The sequence below is a fragment of the Acinetobacter sp. WCHAc060006 genome (assembly GCF_004209135.1).
Classification (GTDB): domain Bacteria; phylum Pseudomonadota; class Gammaproteobacteria; order Pseudomonadales; family Moraxellaceae; genus Acinetobacter; species Acinetobacter cumulans.
On sequence record NZ_SGSS01000012.1, the window covers coordinates 90,025 to 111,695 of the forward strand.

20 protein-coding genes are annotated in these 21,671 nt (G+C 35.5%); 17 read left to right on the top strand and 3 right to left on the bottom strand.

The genetic code is table 11. From position 1 onward, the window contains the following. Positions 1-226 precede the first annotated feature (226 nt). Both EXE29_RS09140 and EXE29_RS09145 read left to right on the top strand, forming a co-directional pair. Positions 227-1,357, top strand: a complete 1,131-nt coding sequence (locus EXE29_RS09140) for a hypothetical protein (protein WP_005005771.1) — start codon at positions 227-229, stop codon at positions 1,355-1,357. Positions 1,358-1,364: 7 nt separating this feature from the next. Then, positions 1,365-1,877 (top strand): hypothetical protein, encoded by a 513-nt coding sequence (locus EXE29_RS09145; RefSeq protein ID WP_005005767.1) that lies wholly within the window; start codon positions 1,365-1,367, stop codon positions 1,875-1,877. A gap of 65 nt (positions 1,878-1,942) precedes the next feature. Here the strand turns inward: EXE29_RS09145 and EXE29_RS09150 are convergent, their stop codons facing one another. After that, positions 1,943-2,596 (bottom strand): hypothetical protein, encoded by a 654-nt coding sequence (locus tag EXE29_RS09150; RefSeq protein ID WP_120364234.1) that lies wholly within the window; start codon positions 2,594-2,596, stop codon positions 1,943-1,945. A gap of 164 nt (positions 2,597-2,760) precedes the next feature. On the opposite strand from EXE29_RS09150, the gene EXE29_RS09155 reads away from it, so the two are divergent. From EXE29_RS09155 to EXE29_RS09180, 6 genes are all read left to right on the top strand, one after another. Further along, positions 2,761-3,183 carry a hypothetical protein gene (locus EXE29_RS09155; protein WP_065995271.1) on the top strand — a complete coding sequence of 141 codons (423 nt, stop codon included), beginning with the start codon at positions 2,761-2,763 and terminating at the stop codon, positions 3,181-3,183. A gap of 5 nt (positions 3,184-3,188) precedes the next feature. Beyond that, complete coding sequence (locus tag EXE29_RS09160) at positions 3,189-3,698, top strand: hypothetical protein (protein ID WP_005005759.1); 510 nt, start codon at positions 3,189-3,191, stop codon at positions 3,696-3,698. Positions 3,699-3,707: 9 nt separating this feature from the next. Next, positions 3,708-4,196: a hypothetical protein gene (locus EXE29_RS09165; RefSeq protein ID WP_005005757.1), complete on the top strand. Its 489-nt coding sequence runs from the start codon at positions 3,708-3,710 to the stop codon at positions 4,194-4,196. Continuing rightward, positions 4,189-4,968 carry a M48 family metallopeptidase gene (locus EXE29_RS09170; protein ID WP_005005756.1) on the top strand — a complete coding sequence of 260 codons (780 nt, stop codon included), beginning with the start codon at positions 4,189-4,191 and terminating at the stop codon, positions 4,966-4,968. Before EXE29_RS09165 ends, EXE29_RS09170 begins: the two co-directional genes overlap by 8 nt. A 15-nt stretch (positions 4,969-4,983) precedes the next feature. After that, a complete protein-coding gene (locus EXE29_RS09175) occupies positions 4,984-5,925 on the top strand; it encodes a hypothetical protein (protein ID WP_024160864.1) in 942 nt (313 codons plus the stop codon). Between the two features lie 147 nt (positions 5,926-6,072). After that, positions 6,073-6,372, top strand: coding sequence for a hypothetical protein (locus EXE29_RS09180; protein ID WP_005005752.1), 300 nt, complete (start codon positions 6,073-6,075; stop codon positions 6,370-6,372). Positions 6,373-6,547: 175 nt separating this feature from the next. Here the strand turns inward: EXE29_RS09180 and EXE29_RS09185 are convergent, their stop codons facing one another. Continuing rightward, positions 6,548-6,910 carry a hypothetical protein gene (locus tag EXE29_RS09185; RefSeq protein ID WP_005005750.1) on the bottom strand — a complete coding sequence of 121 codons (363 nt, stop codon included), beginning with the start codon at positions 6,908-6,910 and terminating at the stop codon, positions 6,548-6,550. Positions 6,911-6,970: 60 nt separating this feature from the next. On the opposite strand from EXE29_RS09185, the gene EXE29_RS09190 reads away from it, so the two are divergent. Beyond that, the gene (locus tag EXE29_RS09190; RefSeq protein WP_044432037.1) at positions 6,971-7,717 is read left to right on the top strand and encodes a hypothetical protein; all 747 of its coding nucleotides are present in this window, start codon (positions 6,971-6,973) and stop codon (positions 7,715-7,717) included. A 99-nt stretch (positions 7,718-7,816) separates the two neighbouring features. On the opposite strand, the gene EXE29_RS09195 is transcribed toward EXE29_RS09190, so the two are convergent. After that, positions 7,817-8,170 (bottom strand): hypothetical protein, encoded by a 354-nt coding sequence (locus EXE29_RS09195; protein ID WP_044432035.1) that lies wholly within the window; start codon positions 8,168-8,170, stop codon positions 7,817-7,819. A 48-nt stretch (positions 8,171-8,218) separates the two neighbouring features. Here EXE29_RS09195 and EXE29_RS09200 point away from each other — a divergent pair, with 48 nt between their 5' ends. From EXE29_RS09200 to EXE29_RS09235, 8 genes are all read left to right on the top strand, one after another. Further along, the gene (locus tag EXE29_RS09200) at positions 8,219-8,764 is read left to right on the top strand and encodes a hypothetical protein (RefSeq protein ID WP_223213854.1); all 546 of its coding nucleotides are present in this window, start codon (positions 8,219-8,221) and stop codon (positions 8,762-8,764) included. A gap of 90 nt (positions 8,765-8,854) precedes the next feature. Further along, positions 8,855-10,177, top strand: coding sequence for a hypothetical protein (locus EXE29_RS09205; protein ID WP_043041615.1), 1,323 nt, complete (start codon positions 8,855-8,857; stop codon positions 10,175-10,177). Between the two features lies 1 nt (position 10,178). Continuing rightward, complete coding sequence (locus EXE29_RS09210) at positions 10,179-10,946, top strand: hypothetical protein (protein WP_043041614.1); 768 nt, start codon at positions 10,179-10,181, stop codon at positions 10,944-10,946. 6 nt (positions 10,947-10,952) lie between these two features. Further along, on the top strand, positions 10,953-11,336 hold the full coding sequence (locus tag EXE29_RS09215; RefSeq protein ID WP_042892771.1) for a hypothetical protein: 384 nt from the start codon (positions 10,953-10,955) through the stop codon (positions 11,334-11,336). Between the two features lie 18 nt (positions 11,337-11,354). Next, positions 11,355-12,995: an LPD1 domain-containing protein gene (locus tag EXE29_RS09220; RefSeq protein WP_120364235.1), complete on the top strand. Its 1,641-nt coding sequence runs from the start codon at positions 11,355-11,357 to the stop codon at positions 12,993-12,995. A 228-nt stretch (positions 12,996-13,223) separates the two neighbouring features. Next, on the top strand, positions 13,224-14,030 hold the full coding sequence (locus EXE29_RS09225) for a hypothetical protein (protein ID WP_010591556.1): 807 nt from the start codon (positions 13,224-13,226) through the stop codon (positions 14,028-14,030). Between the two features lie 894 nt (positions 14,031-14,924). Continuing rightward, complete coding sequence (locus tag EXE29_RS09230; RefSeq protein WP_005005740.1) at positions 14,925-20,150, top strand: AAA domain-containing protein; 5,226 nt, start codon at positions 14,925-14,927, stop codon at positions 20,148-20,150. Positions 20,151-20,153: 3 nt separating this feature from the next. Next, on the top strand, positions 20,154-21,530 hold the full coding sequence (locus EXE29_RS09235; protein WP_005005738.1) for a hypothetical protein: 1,377 nt from the start codon (positions 20,154-20,156) through the stop codon (positions 21,528-21,530). The last annotated feature ends 141 nt before the right edge of the window (positions 21,531-21,671 follow it).

Consider the following 21,671-nt stretch of genomic DNA (forward strand, 5'->3'; position numbering starts at 1 on the left):
CTATCAATAGTTTATCAATGTTTAATTTTTTAGCTACCAAATAACACTGTAATACCAAGTTCCCACCGTAGCCTAAGCAAAAGTTACCTGTTTTTTTGGGTTTTAAAAGCAGTGAACAAGGGCAGAATTAAAACACAAAAAAATAAAATTAATAGTTTTAAAAAATATTTTTTAAAACTAAATCAGTGATAATATGTAACCAACGTTAAGTTTAAGAAAGTATATTATGTCTGATATTCGCAGCATCTATTTTTACGGTAATAATAAAAGCATCAAATTGGGTAAAAACCCAATCTTAAATACTGTCTTTGAAATTTTTCCAGCCACTAAAACCCCTTTAAAGCGGATTCTTAATCATAACCACCAGTGGGTTAGTAATTGCGCTTTTTACGTGCCTAACGATGTGAAAAGTGAATGGGTTAAAACGGTAACACTTTCAATTTTGACAATCTCAATTATGGCTTCCTTCCGTAATGCAATTGCACAGCAAAAAGGGTTGTCACCAAACGATGAAGCACTTGATGAAGAGGTAGAGAACCTTGTGCCAGATTCGTTATTCAATTCTGCTATTGAATTATCGGATCTTAAAAAAAGTTTATTAGAAGTTCTGCCAAATTTAATGAGCGAATACCTTGCACAAAACTTTGGTGAATACGAAAGCATTATTACAAACGGTGTAGCTAAGCTTTTTATTGATAACCATGAATTTTTGGATAAGCAACTTGATTCTGATGCTGGAACAGATAATCAGATTTCAATGTTAAATTTTACTGACAATGCAGATGAATTATTTCACACAACAAACTATATTTTAGTCCGTATTGCTGATTCAAATGAAAACTTGAAAATCAACTTTACTAACAGCAAACCACATGCAGAACACTTAGGCCGAATTCTGCATACATTGTTGGGGGATGAAAGTTTTGAGATCTCAAAAGGTTCAATTGAGATACCTAATGACGAAGATGGCCAAGAAATTTTCATCTTTGAAAAAGAAACGAACTTTATTGATTTTTACAATTCATTATTGCTGGAAGTTAGTTTTTTTCTAGATCATGCAACAGTCTTAGAGCATATAGAAAAGTATGCACCAATTAACCAAACACTAAGCAGTTTGAGTGAGAATTTAGAAAAGAATATTAACTTTGTCATTTCTTCATTCAAAGAAACTCGCGATCTATCTGCATATTTAGAAAGCCGTGCTCAAATCATAGGGTTAATTCATGAAGCTGCACAAATCGCCAGCATTGAAATACAGCCAGTTGCTCAGGCTAAGGACCTTAAATCGTTAATTGAATCGCATCACCTGGTTACTTTTAATGATAAAGACACCTTTAAACAATTTAATTTATTTTGAGGTGAATATGAAATTTGTTATTAAAAATGGCATTGGTACACGTAAAGTCGAAGTGGATCTCGCATTAGATATACCATTGGTGCTACAAAAATCCATTTCTGTAATTGAGTATGAAGATTTCTTTAAATATTTTAGTGAGCAACATTTTCACATTTGCAAATTTAGAACGTTGAACTTTAAAGATAATAGCGTAGAGGGAAGTAGTAAGGAATTAAATCGCTTTATCTGGCTTGCTATGGCACATCAAGCTTATATGGAGCGTAAAGCTTTACTACCAAGTAAATATATTGCGGATCTAGAAGCTTCAATTTCAAGCATGTTTAATTTAGAGAGCGAATCGCGAGAATGGTACCGAGCTATTCACAAAGCCATAGATGCTTACCTTAAATCACAATTTCCTGAAGCAATAGAGTTTTTACCTTCCAACATTGCACCACTGGATGAAGTGACTAAAATTCTTATGCAAGAAGTACAGCCAGTGATACCAGTTGCAGACGAGCCAGCGAAGCTTTATAGCTGATTCTAGAAATAATTAAGACATAAAAAAACCATCTAAAAATTAGATGGTTTTTTTTGTTTGTGTTTTTATAATTTTGCGAATACTTCAGGATTGTCATTCATAAACTGTTCAATGAAATCATTGTCTAATTCGACATGTTTTGGAAGCTTCTCATGTTCACGAACAATGGATTTTATAGATTCAATATTTTGCTGATTGAAAACAGGTGTTGTACGGCTCTTATAGCCAGTATCAGCCATCGCATAGCGATCATCAAACATACCTGAAGAGGTATTAGAATCGACTTCTGAGTCGCTTATAGATAGTGTTAAGTTGCGGTCTTCAGCTAACTTTAAAATGAATTCGTCAGAGATAAAGTTACGTAGCTCATGCAGCATAGATTCAACTTTATTGTGTTTAAAAAGCACCTTTGCAATTGAACGACAAGATAAGAAACCTTTTGTGATGTTTAGATCTAGTAATTTTTGAGGAATGATTGGATCGCTTTTCTTGTTGCTATTCGCGATCTGTTCAACTTCTTCATCAGTCATAGAAGCTATAATGTTTTTAAAGAAATTGCCATATTGAAACTTTTCAATTTTCTCCAGCATTGTCACTTGTTCTGTATCTAATAAGCAAAAAGAAATAGGTTTAAGCTTGCGTTGGTCGGTTTTGCTTAAACTGCCATTTTGGTTTAAGTGGTTCTCTTTGGTTTTAGCGTTAGTTTTAGAGTTAGTCATTTTAAACACCTTTCAATATGTTTTAAACTTTGGTTAATACCAATAATCATATTATAAGTGGTTTTAGCTAAAATACAAAAAATGAACATTTTGTTTTTTTAAAAAAATCTTTTAAATGTTTTTCGTATATACTATAAGAATATCTATCTTAAAAGGTATAACTCGTGATTAAAACTGATACAGGCGATACGGTTGGAGGGGGTTTAACGAATCCTCAGGATGAAGTTCTAGCATTGTTAGAAGAGTGCTTAAACTCTGAACAATATACAGCTCGTATTACTTATATTTGTGAAGATGGCGGTCAATTAGTAGGTAAAAAGGCAGCTTTAAAGATTTTAAAGGAACAAGAGGACAATGGTTTAATGCTGGTTCCAATACCAGTCTTAGGAAAACAACTAAGAGTCTGGAGTGGTTTAAGTAAAACCAAAATGTCTAGTCACACAGGATTGTACAACAATATACAGTGGTCAAACTTTGAAAGTGGCGAAAAGTTAATAACAAAGCAAGCGTGGACATTACTTCAACTTAGACTTGGGGTTCATCCAAAATACAAATTGGTTTTAAAAAATGAATTAGATGTCGAGTGAATTATATGTTAGTGAAATTAGCCCTTAGTGGTCATGCTTCTCCAGAAGCTTTAAGTAAATTTGAACGTATCAAAGCGTATGTGCCAGATAGCGCACCTGTTTTGGTCACATACTTTAATAAACAAGTTTTATTAAGTGATCTACTGGTTAATTTTTCTAATTTTTTACCATCGCTCGAAATCACAAAAGATAAAGACATGCTGGTTACGATTAGAGGAAATGAAACACCTTTAGTCGAATTTATTGTCAATTTAAAACTATACAGCATGAAATTAGGCAAACTTTTCTTTGAATTTGAGAATCAATTTAAAGAAAAAGAGCAAGACTTTAAGGGCTTTATTAAACGTCACAAACTTAAAGGTTTTGATCATGCCAATTTTGTTAATTACGTGAAACTAGGTGCATATGATAGTGCTTTAGACATTATCAAACACCAGTACGAAAGCGTTAAAAAAACATTCTTTGTACTGTTTAAAGATCGTTTCACCCTATTAGAAAGCAAGGGTTTTATTTAAGGATATTCTATGGAAATGTTAGATCCATCAAACACAAACCCTGGGCTCTTTTTAGTCATAATGGCTACGGCAATTGGTACCATACTTTTTGGTTTTTTAATTGTCGCTTTAATTGCACGATATAAGTTCAAGATTAGAGTTACGGTATCTAGTTTTATAGCTGCAGTTACTTTATCTGTATTTAGCTTTATATGCTTTGGTTCACTTGGTCCGATGGAACCTAAATACAGTACTTCAGTTGTTCAGCTTTATGCGTTGGGCTTACTGGCTGGTACTTTAATATTAAATATAGTTCTTCTGAAATTATTCAGCCCTAAAACTATTGAACAGTTAGCTTTGAAAGGTTTTAATAAGTCAGAAAATGAACAAAAAGAGCATTACAAAAACATCTTAAAAGAGTTTAAATGTATTACTGATTTGGAAGATAAAAACAAGCTTAATAAGCGCAGTTTTAACTTGTTAAATGTTTTTAAACATAAAGGAAAACAAAATGTTTGATTTTAAGATGAAATCTTTGTGTGTTTTGGCTGTTGCCGGATCTCTTTTAACTGGTTGCGTATCTAGTACTATTGATGGAATGGGTTCTAAACGCAAACAAATCATGTTGTATTCTGAAAAAGAATATCTTCAGCAAAGTACTCAGTCTTACAACAACATCATCACGACTGCTAAACAGCGTGGATTGATTGTGAATAACGCTCAAGTAAATAGAGTAGCAAAACGTCTTATCGCACAAGTTCCACATTATCGAGCTGACGCAGCAAATTGGAATTGGGAAGTTAATACAATCCGAGATAATGAAATCAACGCGTTTTGTCTATCTGGAGGCAAGATCGGTGTGTTGACTGGTTCTATCACAAAAATTAATGCAACTGATGATGAATTGGCTGCACTGATCGGCCACGAAATTGCACATGCTTTACGTGATCATGGGCGTGAAAAGGTAAGTAAAAAGCTTTTAACTGGTTTAGGTGTGCTTGCAGCTAGTTCGGCTGGTCTTGGTGACATGGTTGTATCTGGCACAAGTTTACTAGGCGATTATGGGGTTAACTTACCTGGTTCGCGCAAACTTGAAAGTGAAGCGGATCTTCTAGGTGTTGATATTATGGTTCGTGCTGGTTACAACCCACAGGGCGCAGTCAGCTTTTGGAATAAAGTAGTAGCCCAAGAAAAACAGGGCACTAAAATTGATTTCTTATCAACGCATCCTACTTCAGAAAAAAGAATTGTAGCGATCCAAGAATACATCAACCAAAATTACAGGAAATAATATAAGGAGCTGGTTATGGATATTTACACAGTTATCCGAGTGAGCAAAAAGTTGTTTGACCACGGTTATGTTGTAATACCAGAACACAAAGTAGATTTTAAATCGGCTTTACTGCTCTTAAATGAACAAACCGTTGATGATCGATTTCTAATATCTAAAGATATAGTAGGTGCTGAAATCAGAGGGAATTTTGCCTTAATTGAAAAGGAGGGGAAGTTTCAATTGTTTACCAAAGGAATAGATTACTTTTGTTTGAATGTTGAGCCTGAAAAATCCAGTACTGATCCTAAACCTGAAAAAGAGGTAAAAAAGAGTAAAGTAGTTCTCAAAAACCGTTATTTATATAAAAGTGGCGTGAAGAAGATAGGGGAGCTGGACACGTACAAGAAAAGAAGCGTCAAGATTACGAATGTAGGAAAACCATTTGTACTAAAACAAAAATTGCATGACGTTCCAGATTGGCTTTTTGAAAAGCTAAAAGACCAAGATGTATGTTGGATCTATTTTGAATATGCTGAAGAACAATTATCAGAGGCACCAATAGAAACTGCACCAATCAATTTAAAAAGTGACATTGAAAGTTGTGTTAAATACTTTAAGTTACATGGTGAAAAAACAAGAAAAAAACCAATTATCAATGCTGAAGCACCAGGTAACGTAAACCTATTCAGATATTGTGATTTACGGCGCATTGATCAGGAATTAAAAGTCTTATTTGTTTGTAGTGAAAACTATCTTTGGTTACTGGAACAAAATAGACAAGATCCACTACCTAACATCAAATTAAACAATATTAGTTTTGGCGGTTGGATCATTCCCAAGACGACAAACCAAGATATGTTGAATAAGCTAATAATGTTAGATAAAGAATTAAAAACGAATCCAGATGCTTATCTTCTAAGTGTACGAGAGAGTAAAGTACTCTCGTACAATAACTATTGTAATGCTACTAATTAAGTTGCTTAAATCTAAATAATTAAACATAGCTGCAAACATGAATCTCAATTTTTTATTCGGCTTTATCATAATTATTGTTGGCGGTGGTGCAGCAATAGTTGCGCTTCGTTCAATGTTAGAAAATGAAATTTTTATGAAGGATAGTATATGGCTATGAATAATTCTAAATTCGATAAATACTTATTGCGCTCATTTTTAAAAAATACTGGACTTGCAATAATTTCAATTAGTGCAATAGCATTGGTTATATTTGCATGTTATGTGGTTTATATAGGAATAGGAAAAGCATCAACTTATGTATTCAATAACTTTGTACTAACTCTAAAAACTATTGGCTATATCGTATTATTTTTAATCGCTTTAAATTTAGTTATCTGTTTTATTGAAAATGTTATCAAAGAAGCCAATCAAAAAAGGAGTGAAGATAGTTCAGAAGATAATGTATGAGGGTAATAAAAAGTATCATACTGGCTTACTCTCAACACTTTGATTTTTTGGTCTTTATCTCCATCAAGTGTATTTTCTAAAATATAGTATGAATCTTTTACCCTCATACACTAAGGGGTTAAGAAAGGTTTCGGCAAGAAACGCCCCTCAACAAAACACCTACGATAAAAAAGTTTTAGTGATCGTGGTGATCTGTATCAATTACGTCATTATTGTTTGCATTAAACTTAGCCTGCTCTTTATAAAAATTATAGTCGGCATTGTCGTATACAAGCTCTTTTGGGTAAGGGATACCCATTTCATCAAGCTTTAAAGCGTAATAATGCGGTATTGGCTTGGTTGGATTGAAGTATGGTTCAGGGTAGTACTGAGTAACGACTTTAGCGGAGTAGGAATTAACGAGTTGATCTACATCGCTTTCTATTGTTTTTTGTTGGTCATTGTAATAAGAGTCAACAAGCTCTTTGTCTGAGTGGCTTGCTGCACAACCTGAAAATATTAAAGGTATTAAAATAGCGATAATTCTATAATGTTTCATTTTAAATAGGCCCAGGTGTAGTGTATATTTAATGGAACGTTAAAATACTTTAGATTATACATGACTTTTAAAGATGCTGTAACACCACCTTTTAGCAGAGGAAAAAGAGAACATAAGTTCTTGGCTAAAATGTTAAAATCTGAAAAAGATAAGATTAAGCTTTATACCAAAAGCTTAAGAAAAATTACTTTTAATGAGCTTTTAATTAGAGCAACTTTAATCTTAGTTGTGGTTTTTGCGTTAAGTTTTTGTATCTTTGGCGTATACCTATCTTTGAACGGTTTATTTTCAAAAGATGTGCATTTAGGAATTATTGGCATTATAGGTGATAGTAGTAGAATAATATTATGTACCATCTCAGCTATATTGTGTGCGGTTACAGCCTTCAAATTGTTTAAGAAAGCAAAAATTGACTGGAAAGAACATCAGTCATCAAAACGATATGCCAAAGCAATAACGAAAGAGTACCAGTCATTAAATAATTTGATTTTGGAACAGATTAAACAAGATAAAACAGGCAGTTATTGGCTGAACAGCAAAGAGATCCTGAGCATAACAGAGCAATACGAAGATAACATAAATGAAAACACAAAAGATTATCTGGTAAGTTTTACGCAAGATACGACTAAAAAGTATGTTAGGTTTTACATATATAATAATTCGCATATCTCTAATGGGTATACCAATGTTTTACATATACACTCGACTACTTTAACAATTTATTCACATTGTCTAAGTTATTCGGATTCGTTAAGTGTTAAAGACCTTTTAGCTATTTCTGTTAAAAGTATTTGCATAAATTATTAGTTTTACTATAATACTTTTAAGAACAAAATTTAAATGTTTCTTACGACATTAAAAGAATGGGAGGCTTATAGCTTCCCATTTTTCTTTTTAAAATAACTATTATTTTTCTAAAACATCATTTGCCTTTTTCTCAAAACCCTTAACTTCTGCTAAAAGTTCTTTATTTTGGGCCATTGTGTCAGTAAAGGTCTGTTTCGAGAATTTAATGAATTCCAATGCATCATTGATTGATTGTTCTTTGCTGGGCTTCACGTACTTAGGCAGCTTATTGAATTCAGTATCCACATTTCTATTGATCGCAGAAAAGTCTTTATCAAGCGACTCGAATGCTGCACTGGTTGACTCAAGCTGTATACGTTCAGAAACTCTATGGTCGATGTTTTGGAACACCAGGAACACACATACAAAAACTAAACTAGCAATTAAACTATTTTTTAGAACAACTGTATCCATTTTTAAACCCTTTAACATTTCTTTGATATTTTTAGTATAATCACTTCAATGTCTTTAAAACTTTTTTTAAAAAATATGTCTAAAGCCTCTAACGTTGAGCTATTAAACTTTTATAGTCTTGTGGAAGTACCTTTTAAATATGCTCACAAAGAGGTGTTGTTCTCCATTTCTATTTTATATTTTAACGGTAAAACTAAATCATACGTTCATTATCACAAATTTGAAGATGAAGAATTGCAGACTGTTCTAGGGTATGTGGTTTCGGAGAGTCTGGCGTGGACCTTTGGATCTTTGAAAACTGATAAATTCACTGTTAATCAGAATTTTATTTTCAATACAGTGCAAGAAGTTGAAAAATGCCTTAAAGAACAAATAAATGCTGTATATAAAAGCACGGGTATAAATGCTAAGTTTTCCATGCAATATGCCTTAAAGGATAAGCCATCTGCAGAAAACAACGACTTATTAGAGAAGATATTTGCGATTGATAAAATGCTACCATTTGCTTTTACATTTAATATTAACGGCGGTTATGAAGTTGCATTAAAAGAATGTTCGTTAAAACTAATTAATGATATTGGGTTTTTCGCTTAAAAGTCCTTAAACTATTAAATACCACTTCATTAATACTTATTTTTAATTATAATGTGGGGTATTAGTAGTTTTAAGTTAGGTCATTAAGTAGTGAATAAGAAAACCCTTACCATAGCGATATTGTCAGTTTTACTATTTGGTTGTGATAAGTTAGAGCCTTCAAATACTGATACTGCATCTCAAGAAGAACAAATAGATCCCATTGAAAAGAAAGTTGAGGAACAAGTTCGCAAATATGATGAACGTGTTACCACTTACAATCCATCTAACTACAAATTACCTCAATCAAGCCTTTCTACCACCAACCACAAAGTAGCGTGTAATTTTGGTGTAGGGGGAGATCTACCAGCTTTGGCATCAAATGGCATGTTCTCACAGCCGTTATATCGTATTGAAGCTGAGCAGATCATGGATAAAGTTCAGGGCGATGTGATGTATGCCCCTTATTCAATCGCAACATCTGTTGAGGGTGATGTTTTATATGAATCTGAAATTGATAGCTTTGATCGACAGCTAAATACATTACGAAGTTATCAAATTAAATCATCTGAACAAAATATCATTTCGTCATCTGGCTTTTACACCAATTCAAACAAAGCTGTTCGTATGGCACCTATCCGCAGTTACCCGGTTGCTTATGTGAAGCGCTTGGACGGCGATATTGTTTCTACATCTATGTTTAATGATGCATGCGACAAAGAAGTAGGTGTACGTAACTACAAATGGCGCGAAATTGATGTGTCGGGCAAACCATATGCAAGTTTGGCATCCACTGTATCTGAGCAGATTGTTCGGGTGAATCAGTTTGGCATGTTCACCAGTGCATCAAATTTTTACAGCTACTTCAGTAGTGAGTTTGGCAACTTCTTGGCTGCAAATAACAAGTTTAGATCCGCATTGGAGAAATCAGGACGTTTCCCTAAAGGTTCAAAAATCTACGTTCCATCTGAGATTAAAACGTCTGATGAAACACTGGTGATTACGAAGAACCCTGAGCTTGAAATTACAGACTTCCAAAAAGACAAGGTTTTAGAGGCATACAACAAAGAGGCCAAAATGCGGAATCTTGGCCAGATCGTATTCAAGGTCTACAACCTCAAAAACAATACTGTTTTCTATACACCATGGAATGAAACCAAGCACCGTGAAGCGGTCGAGTTTGAACCTATTGTTGTTATCGATGGCAAGGCTTATTCAGCAGTTTGGCATGTTCCTAATACTTTGACATTCAATGATTCGACCAGTGCTGGAAACTTAACGTATTACAACGCTACGGCGCATAACGCATTCGTCAATGCTGTTAAAGGTATATACCAAGGTCAGCAAAGCATGGTTGGTACAGAGCACGAAGATGATACCGAATATTCAATGAAGACTGCAGTTGAATACCAGAAAGCTCAGGCAGAGAAATAATATGGAATTAAGCACTATTGAAAAGAATACCGAAGCTCAAGACATTCAATCTGATGCGTATGACCAGCGTGTACATTCAGTATTGATAGTACCTGAACATGCCCTAAAAAAAATTGAGTCGATGATTTTGGCTACTGGTCATGTACAAAGTGACAGTACCAATCTTTTAGAAGTTTTAAGGCCAATGCCTGAAGAATTCAGAAAAGACGTTGATAACACCGAATTTACAGAAAAAGAAAACGGCGACATCGGTGATGCAGCCGTGGTCATTGTTGATGGTTTGATTCACGACACAAAACGCGGTGTTTGGATCTCTCAAAATTGGGGTTGTGGTAGTCCTAAATTCACCAAGCTTATTCAGGCTGGAGCTGAGCCACCAATTGAACTGATTGGCAAAAATAAGGGGGATAAGTTTAGTGCGACTTTAACGCACGAATTTCAAAAAGCGTATGAGCGAATGGGTTATACCCAAAAACAGGTCGGTTTTATACACATCCTATCAAATGGTGCACCAACGACTTTCTTTAACTACCTGAGTGACGAATTGCTGTGCAAACTGGAATTCATATCAGTAGACAACAACCGTTTAAACGCCTCACAAACTAACTTTTACAGTGCCGTAGAGCGAGGATCTGTTTCAGATTGGGGAGTGAGCTATCACAGAAAACCTTTTAACTTAGAAAATTACCCGATCAATTCTCTATTGGTGTCGGGATTAACAATAACTTTTATTTTGTACCTGATTTACAGCTATCTTTTTGGAGCTTAATAACAAATGAAATATTTAAACAGACCATCTCAAAACCGCGAAAACCATCATTACTTTAATCAACAACAGGGCGACAATAGAAAACAGCACAATCCGAACCATCATCACCACTCTATTAGCTTAAATGATGTATTTCGGTCGTTATTAGCCCTTACTCAACTAGACAAAGACATCCCGACATTGATCAAGCTTTTTGAAGAACAAGGGCTTGAAATATGCGAAACGCGTGTACGCACTTGGTCAACACCCGTGCATATCAACAATAGACCAATACCACACATTATTTTTGTTGGCTTTATGAAATTACTTGAGCGCATCAATGCTGAAGCGAAACTCAAAGATATTAATCTGTTTGATCTGTCAGAGATCTTGGACGATATACGCAACTAACAATTAAGTGGTTTAGCTATGACTGAAGAAATAAATAGTAATGAAAAAAAAGATGGTCCTATTACGGATGTAGGTAAAAAGTTTGCTGGTGCACGTAAAGACAACCCATCACCAGACTTTTCAGGCAACATGAATGGAATTAAGTCTGACAGCCTAGTGACTAAAAAGGAATATTGGCAAAAGCCTGATTTTAGAGCTGATGCCCAATCTGGCCACAAACCTGTAAAACATGCACTATTATTTTCTTTGGTCTATGCAAACTTAACCAACAAGCCTTTAGGGGGTGGTTGGTTTAGCATAGGTCAAAAGCAATGGGATGATGCCTACATTGCTACACTACACTTCTTAAAAAACAAATATGAAAGCTCACACTACGAACTTTTAGAACAACTGACAGACGACTTTAATGCGTACATGACCGTTAAGTTTGGTGCTGGACGAAGTGAAAAAGATATTTTAGAACGCTACTCAGCTGGACGACATACCAATCGCAGAGTTAAACACCCACTATCATTTAGTTCAGACACACAGTTACGCTTAAATAATCTAATCCCTTTAGGATGGCCAGACGATCGTGTACTTGATGCAGATAATTATGGTGCCAAAAAGTTATTAAACACTGAGACTGGTCAATATAAGTGGTATGCCGTTAAATCCATTTCAGCAAAGCGCTTTCAAACACTAGATAATTGGACAGAATACGACACATTCGATGCAGCACTAGAAAAAGTAAAAACATTTTTTCAGCCAATTTTAGATGAACGAGTCATAGAACCCAAAAAAGGACGCGCAAAACCCCCAAAAAGACCGCGCTACGACAGAGTTGAAGTACGCGAGGGTAAGGACCATCGAAAGGGTGAAAACATCGATAGCCAGTTGCTTATGGACTATTTCAAATTTTCTGGAGTCGAGTTCGGTAATTGGGTAAATCAAAAGGAACGTGCATGGTTTCTGAATTGCACGTATGACTCACTAATGGATCTTGTCGAACTTCTATGTCTACCCGTTACGTTCGCATCTTTAGGCGGTAAGCTAGGAATAGCATTCGGTTCGCGTGGCACAGGCGTTGATAGCGCAGCAGCTCACTTTGAACCAGGTAATATGCTTATTCATTTGACCAAGACGCAAGGTGTTGGAGCACTAGCCCATGAGTTCGCGCACGGATTTGATTGTGTTTTGGCAAAACGAAACGGACTCAATAATAACTTTTTTAGCGAATACTTTCTTTACACCAGTAAAGGGCGTTACTCAGTACAGAATCATCAAGAGTCAGCATACAAACATCTTAAAGATGGCCAGACTGCAGATAAGTTTATCAAGCTGGTTAATTATCTTACTTTTAAGTCAACCAAATACCTTGATTACGAAGAAAGACAAGGCGGTACGGGCTTTATGAATAACGCCATGCACCTAGATCAATCACGGTCAATGTATTGGTCACAGCCAACAGAAATCTTTGCCAGACTGTTTGAATGTTGGGTGACGGATAAGCTGGCTGAAAATGATCAACAAAATGGGTTTTTGGTGCACGGCACAGAAGAGTCGGCAAATAGTTGGAATATGAAGTTAAGCGCATATCCAACAGGCAGAGAACGGGCAATTTTAGTTGATTTGATGGATGATTGGCTAAAAGCATTAGTGAGGTCGTGGACGAAATGAATGCAATCACTAAGACCTCAAAAAAAGAACGGATCTTATTCAATAATCCCAAAGCAACACGACTTTACAGGGAAGCAATAACAGAGCTTATTGCGTTTAAACCTTGGGAAGTTAACGCCACTGAGAATATGCTTACGATCTGCAACACCTACCGCTATGTCGTGAATAAACGTTGTTGTTTAGGGTACGAGTTTTGGTGTTACGACCGAAGCGAAAAAGAATGGGTACGTGTTAAGCCCTCAAGCGGTCGCCACAACTATGGGAAAAACTGGTGCAAAACAAATGACAAAAACAATGGTCTACAAGGCAGTAAAACGAGCAGATTTTGAGTATTCAAACGCAGCGCGTGGATACGTGTATCGGGGAGAGAAAATATCTGATGCTGAAGCGGAAAAACTAAAGCATAAATGGGCTAAAAAAGACCTGATGGACAATGCAAAAAAAGATGGATCGTTCACACCAGAATCATTAGAAATGTTCAAAACCTTGGTGAATCATGTATCACCACGGGAGTTGACCGCCAAACAGCAAGCTTTGACATACCATAGCCTTAAACGCTACACAGATTGCGTATTTAACCTTTATGAAGTCACCGCTAAACAAACACCTCCAGCAAAACTAAAACGACCGTACAGCATGCCTAGACTGGATGGTACGGATAACCCTTGGAACCAAGGCAAACGAGAAAACGATGTCTATATATACAAGGGGATTGAGTACAAAGGCATTGAAGCGGAAACAGCAATGCATAAAGTGGTGATTGCATCAGAATTAACGGCAATTGCCGGATTGGATAATCAGTTAGCGAATCTGGCCAACGAAACAGGTGTAGCGTTGTTTTCAGAATTTATTGAAGTTGCACACCAGAACAATGATTTAAAGGATTTAACATATGTAGTTTTTGATTATGTAAAACATCTAATTGTGACGATTGATCGCTATTTTGATTTAAAACTGAAATCTAACGTGTCGGTCAGTATTTCAGTGAACCGAGTAGCTGGCTATTCAAGGTATAGCATAGTTCAACGGAAATAGACGCACGAACGCAACCAGTGACATTACATGTGTCGTCAATGACAGCTTATGTGTCTCGAACGTGCACGTAATTTTGGATTGATTGGTTTGAATGCAGAAAATGTAAATTATGCAAAGTAACACCATGAATATAGCTGATGATTGTACGGTAGTACGTAGACCGTATCAAAGAATGACGACAGCTAACATGCTTAAGATTTGTTATAATAAACAAATTGTTAGTATCTAAACGACACATGAGCTGTCATTTTTTGGAAATTGCGACTACCCTATTCATTTTAATTCGAACTTTAACTTATGTTCACCTGAAGTCTAGTTAATAAAACTTTTAATAATTTTATTTATTATTTTCAATAACTTATATAAATAAAAAAATAATTATAAATTTTTGGTTCATGAACCTAATGAATTTATTGATACTTTTATAAAATAGAGTTAATTTGTCCGAGAGATATGGGTAGATATCTATTTTTGGTCTTTTTAGTGATTAGAGATATGACCATTGTCATCAAATTTTAAGGAATTCCTTAAGTTTTTTTCTTATAATTCAATAAAATAATTTTGAATACTCAAAAATTAAATGTAATATAAGTCACATTATGAACCGTTAAGTGAAATACGTTTTGCTTAAACGAATGATTGAGTTAGATCATCTAAATGATGATCGTGCTAGAAGACTCAGGTTTTACACCAAAATATTTGGCAGACTTTATTTTAAATACAATCCTAAACTGAATATAAAAAACCTTCGGAGGGCTTATTTGGCCAAACTAACCATCAACCTGAAAAAACTAAATTCTTACGCTAAGTATTTTTTCTAAAAGACACCGTACATATAGCATTACTTTATGTTAATAAAAATTTAGCATCATTTTTGACGCTTATTTGTTGTATGTGCAAAAGCAAGACATTTTAAATAAAGAATCTTTTAATATGAAAGTTACATATCCAGAGACAGGTATATACGAGCACGAACTCAAAGCAATTGATAAGATTAAAAAGGTCTTTGATCGTGGCGAAAAAACTAAAAACTGGCGAGCATATGCTGGTTTTGAATTTATGCATAAAAATGGAAAAAAAGCAGTAGCGAAAGGTAGTTCTGAGAAATTTGAATATGATCTCCTAATTATTACTCATGCAAACATTTTGGTCATTGAATTCAAGGACTGGAACGGTAAGGAAATTACAAAAGTTGCAGGAAAATGGTACGTAGGTAATAAAGAGCAAGATTCATGCCCTGTAGCTAAAAATGTAAAAAAAATGCAAATTATAGTTAATAAACTAAAGGATAAAGTTTCAGAAAAGAAAGCTAAGGGCATTACATTTCATTACCAAAGTGTTTCTCACTTTGTTGTCATGTGTGGTAAAGCAGATTATTCGCGCCTGCCTCCAGAAGATTTAGAGCACATTCTTTCGATAGATGAGTTTATACAATTAGCTCAACAGAAGAATTTTAATAATATGTTCCGCAAGCATCTGGAACGTGATGGTCGCATATATGATATTAAAAAAGAATATCACGCCATTATTGATGAAATTTTTGCGCCTGACCAAATTCAACCACGCTCTTTGATTATTAATAATCATGAACGAGGTGACTTGATCTTACCGCATCCTAAAAAGATTTATAGCGAGTATAAAGCGCATTCATTGACCATCGTTGGTGAAAAATCTTTAATGCGTTGTTGGGATTTTAATGAATTCAAGTTGAGTAACTCAAGAATGAGTCAGCCTCAACATCGATTCAACTTGATCTGCAATGAGCGCCGGGTTTTCCAAAAAATTAAAACAGAAAAGCCTGATCTTTATCAAAGTTGTTTGCACCCGATTACAAACCCAAGTCTTGATGACATGACATCAAAATATAATGAGTTGTATGAGTTGCCTGAGAACAGCTATCGAGTCAACGAATTCATCGGCGCTTATGCTGAGAAAATGTCTGAATCTGAGAAATTGGATTTATTCCAGATTTTGCTTGGTAAATTTAATCACCTACATCAAATGGGAATTACTCATGGTGATGTGGGTGATCATAGTGTGTGGATCTCTTATAAAAAGGAGATATTGCTATCCAATTTTTCGGCAGCAAATGATCAAACACAGCCCTCGAAAATTGACCCTGAACTGGCTAACGAACTCCCATTTTTGAATACAACAGCTCATCTTCCGAATCTTGCGCTGACAGCTGCACAAAAGGATGTGTATTGGTTAGGGCAGTTAATCCTTCATATTTGGAAGAATGCTCGACTGAGCCCACGTTCATTGAAAAAATTTAGTCTTGAGGAGCGAGATCAGAACCACTGGTTAGAGCGTATTTTAACACGAGCTTTGACAGGGAAATATGATAATGCATGTGCAGTATTCCAAGATTTCTTAGCTCAAAAACCTGCTGAACAAGTTAGTTATGAACTTGATGCAGATGTACTGAATCCATATTTAAATCAGACAAATACCTATATCAGTTACCCGATATTTGGCGCGCCTATTGATGCTAACCAAAATTTTACACTCTATGCATCAGGCAACATGTTAGTCAAAACATGGATGGGTAAAGTTGCATCTGCAATGACAACTTATCAAAAGAGTTGTTTTAAGCGATTCTTTGAAGAACTTAAAATGACGCAGGCTCTCAATTTGCCATACCTTCCTAAGATTATTGATTTTGGTTTATCAACTAGCACAGCATGTGTGTATCTAGTAACTGAAATGGTAAAGGGTGAAGCTTGGTCAACGGTTATTGAGGGCTTAACTGAGGATGAAAAAAATGAACTTTCACTTCAGTTATTGCATTCTCTGAAAAAATTTCATGAGCATGGCTTTCAACATGGAAACTTGGATGATGAAAAGATTCTAGTAGATAAAACAAACTTGAAAGTTAGTTTTAATGATTGCTTCCATCCTGAAGTACCACAACCTGATTCTTCTAATGCTTATTTCCCATCTGATATTGAAGATCCAACAGTCATTCAGTGTGACAACTTTACTGCATTGAAATTAATCGCAGATCTATACGATATAGACTTGGCTGTGGATGATGTGGCTTCAATGGATCCTACTTTATCCTGGCTAAATACAGCCTTGAGCATAGAAGGAATGGAAGATCCAAGTGTACGCTATATTGATAATTCTCGCTTTATAGAGGCATTTGAATGTAAGGGTGCTATTGTAAAAGAAGCTCCTCAGATTAGTATTTATACAAGTAAGGTTGAGACGCCCTTTACGATTTATCCCGAAAACGGCAAAGTTTATATCCAACTTGAGGCAGCAAGTGAGGGGGATTTTCGATTTACACTTAGCGGAATCAATGGCATGTTAAAAGGGTTTTATAAGCCCCATGAAAATCAATTAAGTTTCCTTGATTTTGTCAAAAAACAAGACCTGTGGTGGAAGGCTAGTAGGGATGCAGATCTGACTATTGATGTTAGCATTGAAGTCCACCCGATATCTGGGATGAGTAAGCGTGACAACATTGTAGAGTTAAATGACTTCTTAGCAAAAGATCAAAACTTTAAGGATGCTATTGAACAGTTTAAGCAAGCACAGCTCAAAAGGACTCAAGAGAAAGAGGAAACATTACGGGCTCTGCGTGAACAAAAAGCATTACAAGAAGAGATAGGCGATGTTATAGCTACTGATGAGCTTATGGCACAGCCAATGAGTCATCTGCCTACACATAGCCACTTAATTGATATTGAAACGAAAGAGTTGTGGAAAAAAGTCATGGCGACTGAGCGTCATGCACATCCTACAATCACTCTGTCTGAGCCGTTAAAGATAGTTTCGAGCAAACATTTTAAAGATTCAAAGAGTGCTATTGCATACTATGACTCTGCAGAAGATGTTTCAGCTAAATTTTCAAAGACCGATAAAGTCGATGTAATGTGCACTAAAGAAACTGGGGCGGGAGGTGATTACACTTTCTGCATAGGTACGGTGAATATTGCGCAATCAAAAGTCGGAGAATTGTGGATCGATTTTTGTAAAAAAACAAATGAAGTTCCTGAAGAAGCAACACTGTTTCTACAAAGCAAGGCAGATAAGTCATCTAATCGGAAACGTGCAGATGCTCTGACAAATATTCTGAGTAATAAGGCTGTCATTGAAAATCTCGTAGATTACTTTGAACCATCATTAGTGATTGAAGCAAAAGATTATGAGATTGAAGTGCCTGATGAAGATCTAGATCACTATAACAAATACAAAAATGGGGAATTGGTTAAAGCCCTCAATCCATTACAACGTAAAGCGTTCCGTAATGTGCTTAAGTATGGACCTGTATCACTATTAAAGGGACCACCAGGAACCGGCAAAACTGAATTTATCTCTATACTGGCTCACTATCTCTATGATAAACAAAATGTATCTAACATCTTAATTGTTAGTCAGTCGCACGAAGCTGTAAATACAAGTGTTGAGCGTATACGTCAGCTATGCACAGAGTATGACACACCATTAAGTATTGCTCGAATAAGCAATAAAGAGAGTGCTGTGTCTCCTGAATTAAAAGATGTCTATACAGGCTCAATTATTACGAGCCAGATAGAGCTGTTTAAGTCTAATATTAAAGAAAGAGTGCTTGAGCTTGCAAAAGATTTATCACTTGAAGCTGAATACTTGAGCGATCTTTATGAAATCAGAGTCACTATTTTAAATAGTCTTAAATCTGCGTATCAGTCAATCGACCAAGATGATCTTGATCAAAAGTTTAGTTTCTCATTAGAAGAGTATACCCAGGCTTTCAAATCAGCAATGCATAAGCTGAAGAGCATGTTTGACGGAAATCAAGACTTTTGGGATCAACTGGAAGACTGTATCAATGATAAAGAGATAACAGTATTAAACCAGTTAAATAAGATCGACATGATTACGTTCGCAGCACTTAATCAATACTACGGGGTATCTAATGAGGAAGGACTTAAAGCGAAAGCCTTGATCAATATTGCCCTAGATTATGAACCATTAATTGAAAGCCAAAATGCTAATTATGAAAGTTTTCTGGTCAAAACAAGGCAATTAGTCTGTGGCACATGCGTTGGTGTTGGCCAACAAAGTATTGGAATCGCCAATCACGTATTTGATTGGGTGATTATTGATGAAGCAGCACGTTCAATCGCTTCAGAATTGGCAATTGCAATGCAGTCAGGTGCACGTATTTTATTAGTTGGGGATCAAGACCAACTTCCTCCACTATATTCGAGCGATCATATAAAGGCTTTAGCTAAGCAACTTAAGATATCAGATGATGATTTGGAAGATAAATTACAAAGCGACTTTGGCCGTATCTTTAATTCACATTATGGACTAAAGGCTAGTTCAGAACTCTTGTCACAGTACCGAATGAGTCCGAGCATCGGCGAATTAGTTTCAGACTGTTTTTATGAAGGAAAACTTGAAACTGAAGTTGTCGATTCTCGTGGTTTAAGTGATGAAGAGCTGAAAGAAATTAAGTTAAAGCGGATTGTGCCTGATAACTATGCATCCGACATCGTAATAGAATTGAATTCAACAGTTACTTGGGTGGATACTGGGAATGCTGAGCATTTCAAAATGGAGAAAGGTAGTAGTATTTATAACCCACATGAAATTAATGAAATTATCGATTTTCTTCAGCGGATTGACCAAGACAAACTCTTGTTAAATAAATTAGTGCCAGAGCCTGATTCCCTTAAAGAGCCTGCTATTGGTGTAATTTGTACCTATGCTGAGCAAAAAAACCGGTTAAGAAAAGCCTTCTCTTTGTGTGAAGTGTCAGATGCATTGAGATCAATTGTGCGTATTGATACGGTGGATAGTTATCAAGGTAAACAGAATAAGATCATCATTCTCTCAGTTACGCGAAATGATCCAACTAAGTTTCCTGCATTTTTGAAGTCACCAAATCGTGTGAACGTGGCTTTATCTCGCGCAATGGATCGTCTTGTAATCTTTGGTGCGTCAGAAATGTGGCAAGGAGTCAACAGTAACTTACCTTTAGGACGCGTATTAAATTACATCAAGTGCCGTGAAAATCAGACTTTAGAATATCGATATATTTCAAAACGCGCCATTGTCAAAATAGTACAAAACAATCCGCACATTAATAAAAATAGATCAAAAAAATATAGAAAGGCAGGGGTATAACTCATGGAAAATTCACTAAGAAGCTATCATGACGTAGATGTTACATTGCCATCACAACTATTCAATGTGGCATTTAGCTATACCACAACAGATACCTTAGATTTTATTGATTCTATGGTATTGCGCCTATTGGTAATTGCACCACTTTCTGCTGAAAAAATAGCGCGGTTCTTAGGGTTATCTAATCATGAAACAGATGTGCTATTAACTAAATTATTAAAACAAATGCAGATAAAACATCTTGAAGATGATCGATTTGCTCTGACTCAGCGACTTGAGAAAGCATTCTCGGATGTTTGTGCAATTCCTTATGTAAATAAGATTGAGGACAATATTCAAAAGATGAGTTTTGAGATGATTGGCTTGAATCCTGAGCCAGTTAATCCCAACGCATCTGACAATGGGGCAAATTCAATTAAATTAGATGCTTCTAACCAATACCTTTCAAATGGTGAGTCTTTGGTTAGTAAGGAGTTTCAGAAAAATTTTCGATTTTATTTCAGCCAAGGATTAGTTAAGTTGAATCCATCAGTGGATGAAAAGAAGCTGCAACTGTATAAAATGAGCCAAGTGGAAAAATTGCGAGACCATTCTCGTCGTTTTACATTACCATTGACGCTTGATGAGAATTATACACCTACAGAGATTAGTGATTTTAATCACATGGAAAATCTTAACAAAATCGAAGATTCTCTTTACGCTGCTCTTAGATCAGCTAAGAAGCCACAAAATATTGAGGATATTCTAAAGGTACTCCATGAATTAGATATGGAGGATACTTTTTCAGTTGAATCTATTTTTAGCGAGAATAAGCTTAATTTAGATCGCTTATTTAAGCTAGAACACAAATCCAATGAATACTTTATCGGGCCAATATATTCTAAGGAAAATTCAGACCTGTTTTTCAAAACAATCAAACAATATCAAGACCAGAATAATGATGATAAACAGCTGTATTGGTTAGCTCCATCAGATGAATTTTGGGGTAAGTCAGATAGATTTAGTGATTTTATTGATCGTTTATCGACAACCACAATTACCAAAAACTTTAAATGCTTCTTACCAGTGGCATACAGAAATGATAAACAATCAATCGCAAGTTATAAAAAACTAATCACAGCTGAGGCAGGAGCCAAGCACTTTCTAACGTTTAAGGAAAGTAGTGTAGTTTTTGACGGTAATTTTGAGCTTTTGGTTATGAAAGACTCTTTTTGTGTTTTGATTATTCACGTTAGTGATTCATCCACAAATATTTTAACAACAGTGCCTGTGGGTATTATTGTCAAAAATAAGGCTATTGCCCAATCGTTTTATAAGTTTTTTGAAGACTTAGAGAACGATGGAGAGAACTTCTTTGGTTTATTAAATTCTAAAAAATAGAATAATCATCTTAAAAAGCTAGCAGATTTGCTAGCTTTTTTAAACTCAAATTAGAGTGGCAACAATCCAGACCAGACATTTCTACTTTGAAGTGGCTTTGTTGCACAAAGATTTGAAATGCAAAGCGCCCCTAATTGAGCC

Coding starts and splice junctions, on each gene's coding strand:
- EXE29_RS09140 (WP_005005771.1), top strand. CDS start 227: ATGTCTGATATTCGCAGCATCTATTTTTACGGTAATAATAAAAGCATC.
- EXE29_RS09145 (WP_005005767.1), top strand. CDS start 1,365: ATGAAATTTGTTATTAAAAATGGCATTGGTACACGTAAAGTCGAAGTG.
- EXE29_RS09150 (WP_120364234.1), bottom strand. CDS start 2,596: ATGACTAACTCTAAAACTAACGCTAAAACCAAAGAGAACCACTTAAAC.
- EXE29_RS09160 (WP_005005759.1), top strand. CDS start 3,189: ATGTTAGTGAAATTAGCCCTTAGTGGTCATGCTTCTCCAGAAGCTTTA.
- EXE29_RS09165 (WP_005005757.1), top strand. CDS start 3,708: ATGGAAATGTTAGATCCATCAAACACAAACCCTGGGCTCTTTTTAGTC.
- EXE29_RS09170 (WP_005005756.1), top strand. CDS start 4,189: ATGTTTGATTTTAAGATGAAATCTTTGTGTGTTTTGGCTGTTGCCGGA.
- EXE29_RS09175 (WP_024160864.1), top strand. CDS start 4,984: ATGGATATTTACACAGTTATCCGAGTGAGCAAAAAGTTGTTTGACCAC.
- EXE29_RS09180 (WP_005005752.1), top strand. CDS start 6,073: ATGGCTATGAATAATTCTAAATTCGATAAATACTTATTGCGCTCATTT.
- EXE29_RS09185 (WP_005005750.1), bottom strand. CDS start 6,910: ATGAAACATTATAGAATTATCGCTATTTTAATACCTTTAATATTTTCA.
- EXE29_RS09190 (WP_044432037.1), top strand. CDS start 6,971: ATGACTTTTAAAGATGCTGTAACACCACCTTTTAGCAGAGGAAAAAGA.
- EXE29_RS09195 (WP_044432035.1), bottom strand. CDS start 8,170: ATGGATACAGTTGTTCTAAAAAATAGTTTAATTGCTAGTTTAGTTTTT.
- EXE29_RS09200 (WP_223213854.1), top strand. CDS start 8,219: ATGTCTTTAAAACTTTTTTTAAAAAATATGTCTAAAGCCTCTAACGTT.
- EXE29_RS09210 (WP_043041614.1), top strand. CDS start 10,179: ATGGAATTAAGCACTATTGAAAAGAATACCGAAGCTCAAGACATTCAA.
- EXE29_RS09215 (WP_042892771.1), top strand. CDS start 10,953: ATGAAATATTTAAACAGACCATCTCAAAACCGCGAAAACCATCATTAC.
- EXE29_RS09220 (WP_120364235.1), top strand. CDS start 11,355: ATGACTGAAGAAATAAATAGTAATGAAAAAAAAGATGGTCCTATTACG.
- EXE29_RS09235 (WP_005005738.1), top strand. CDS start 20,154: ATGGAAAATTCACTAAGAAGCTATCATGACGTAGATGTTACATTGCCA.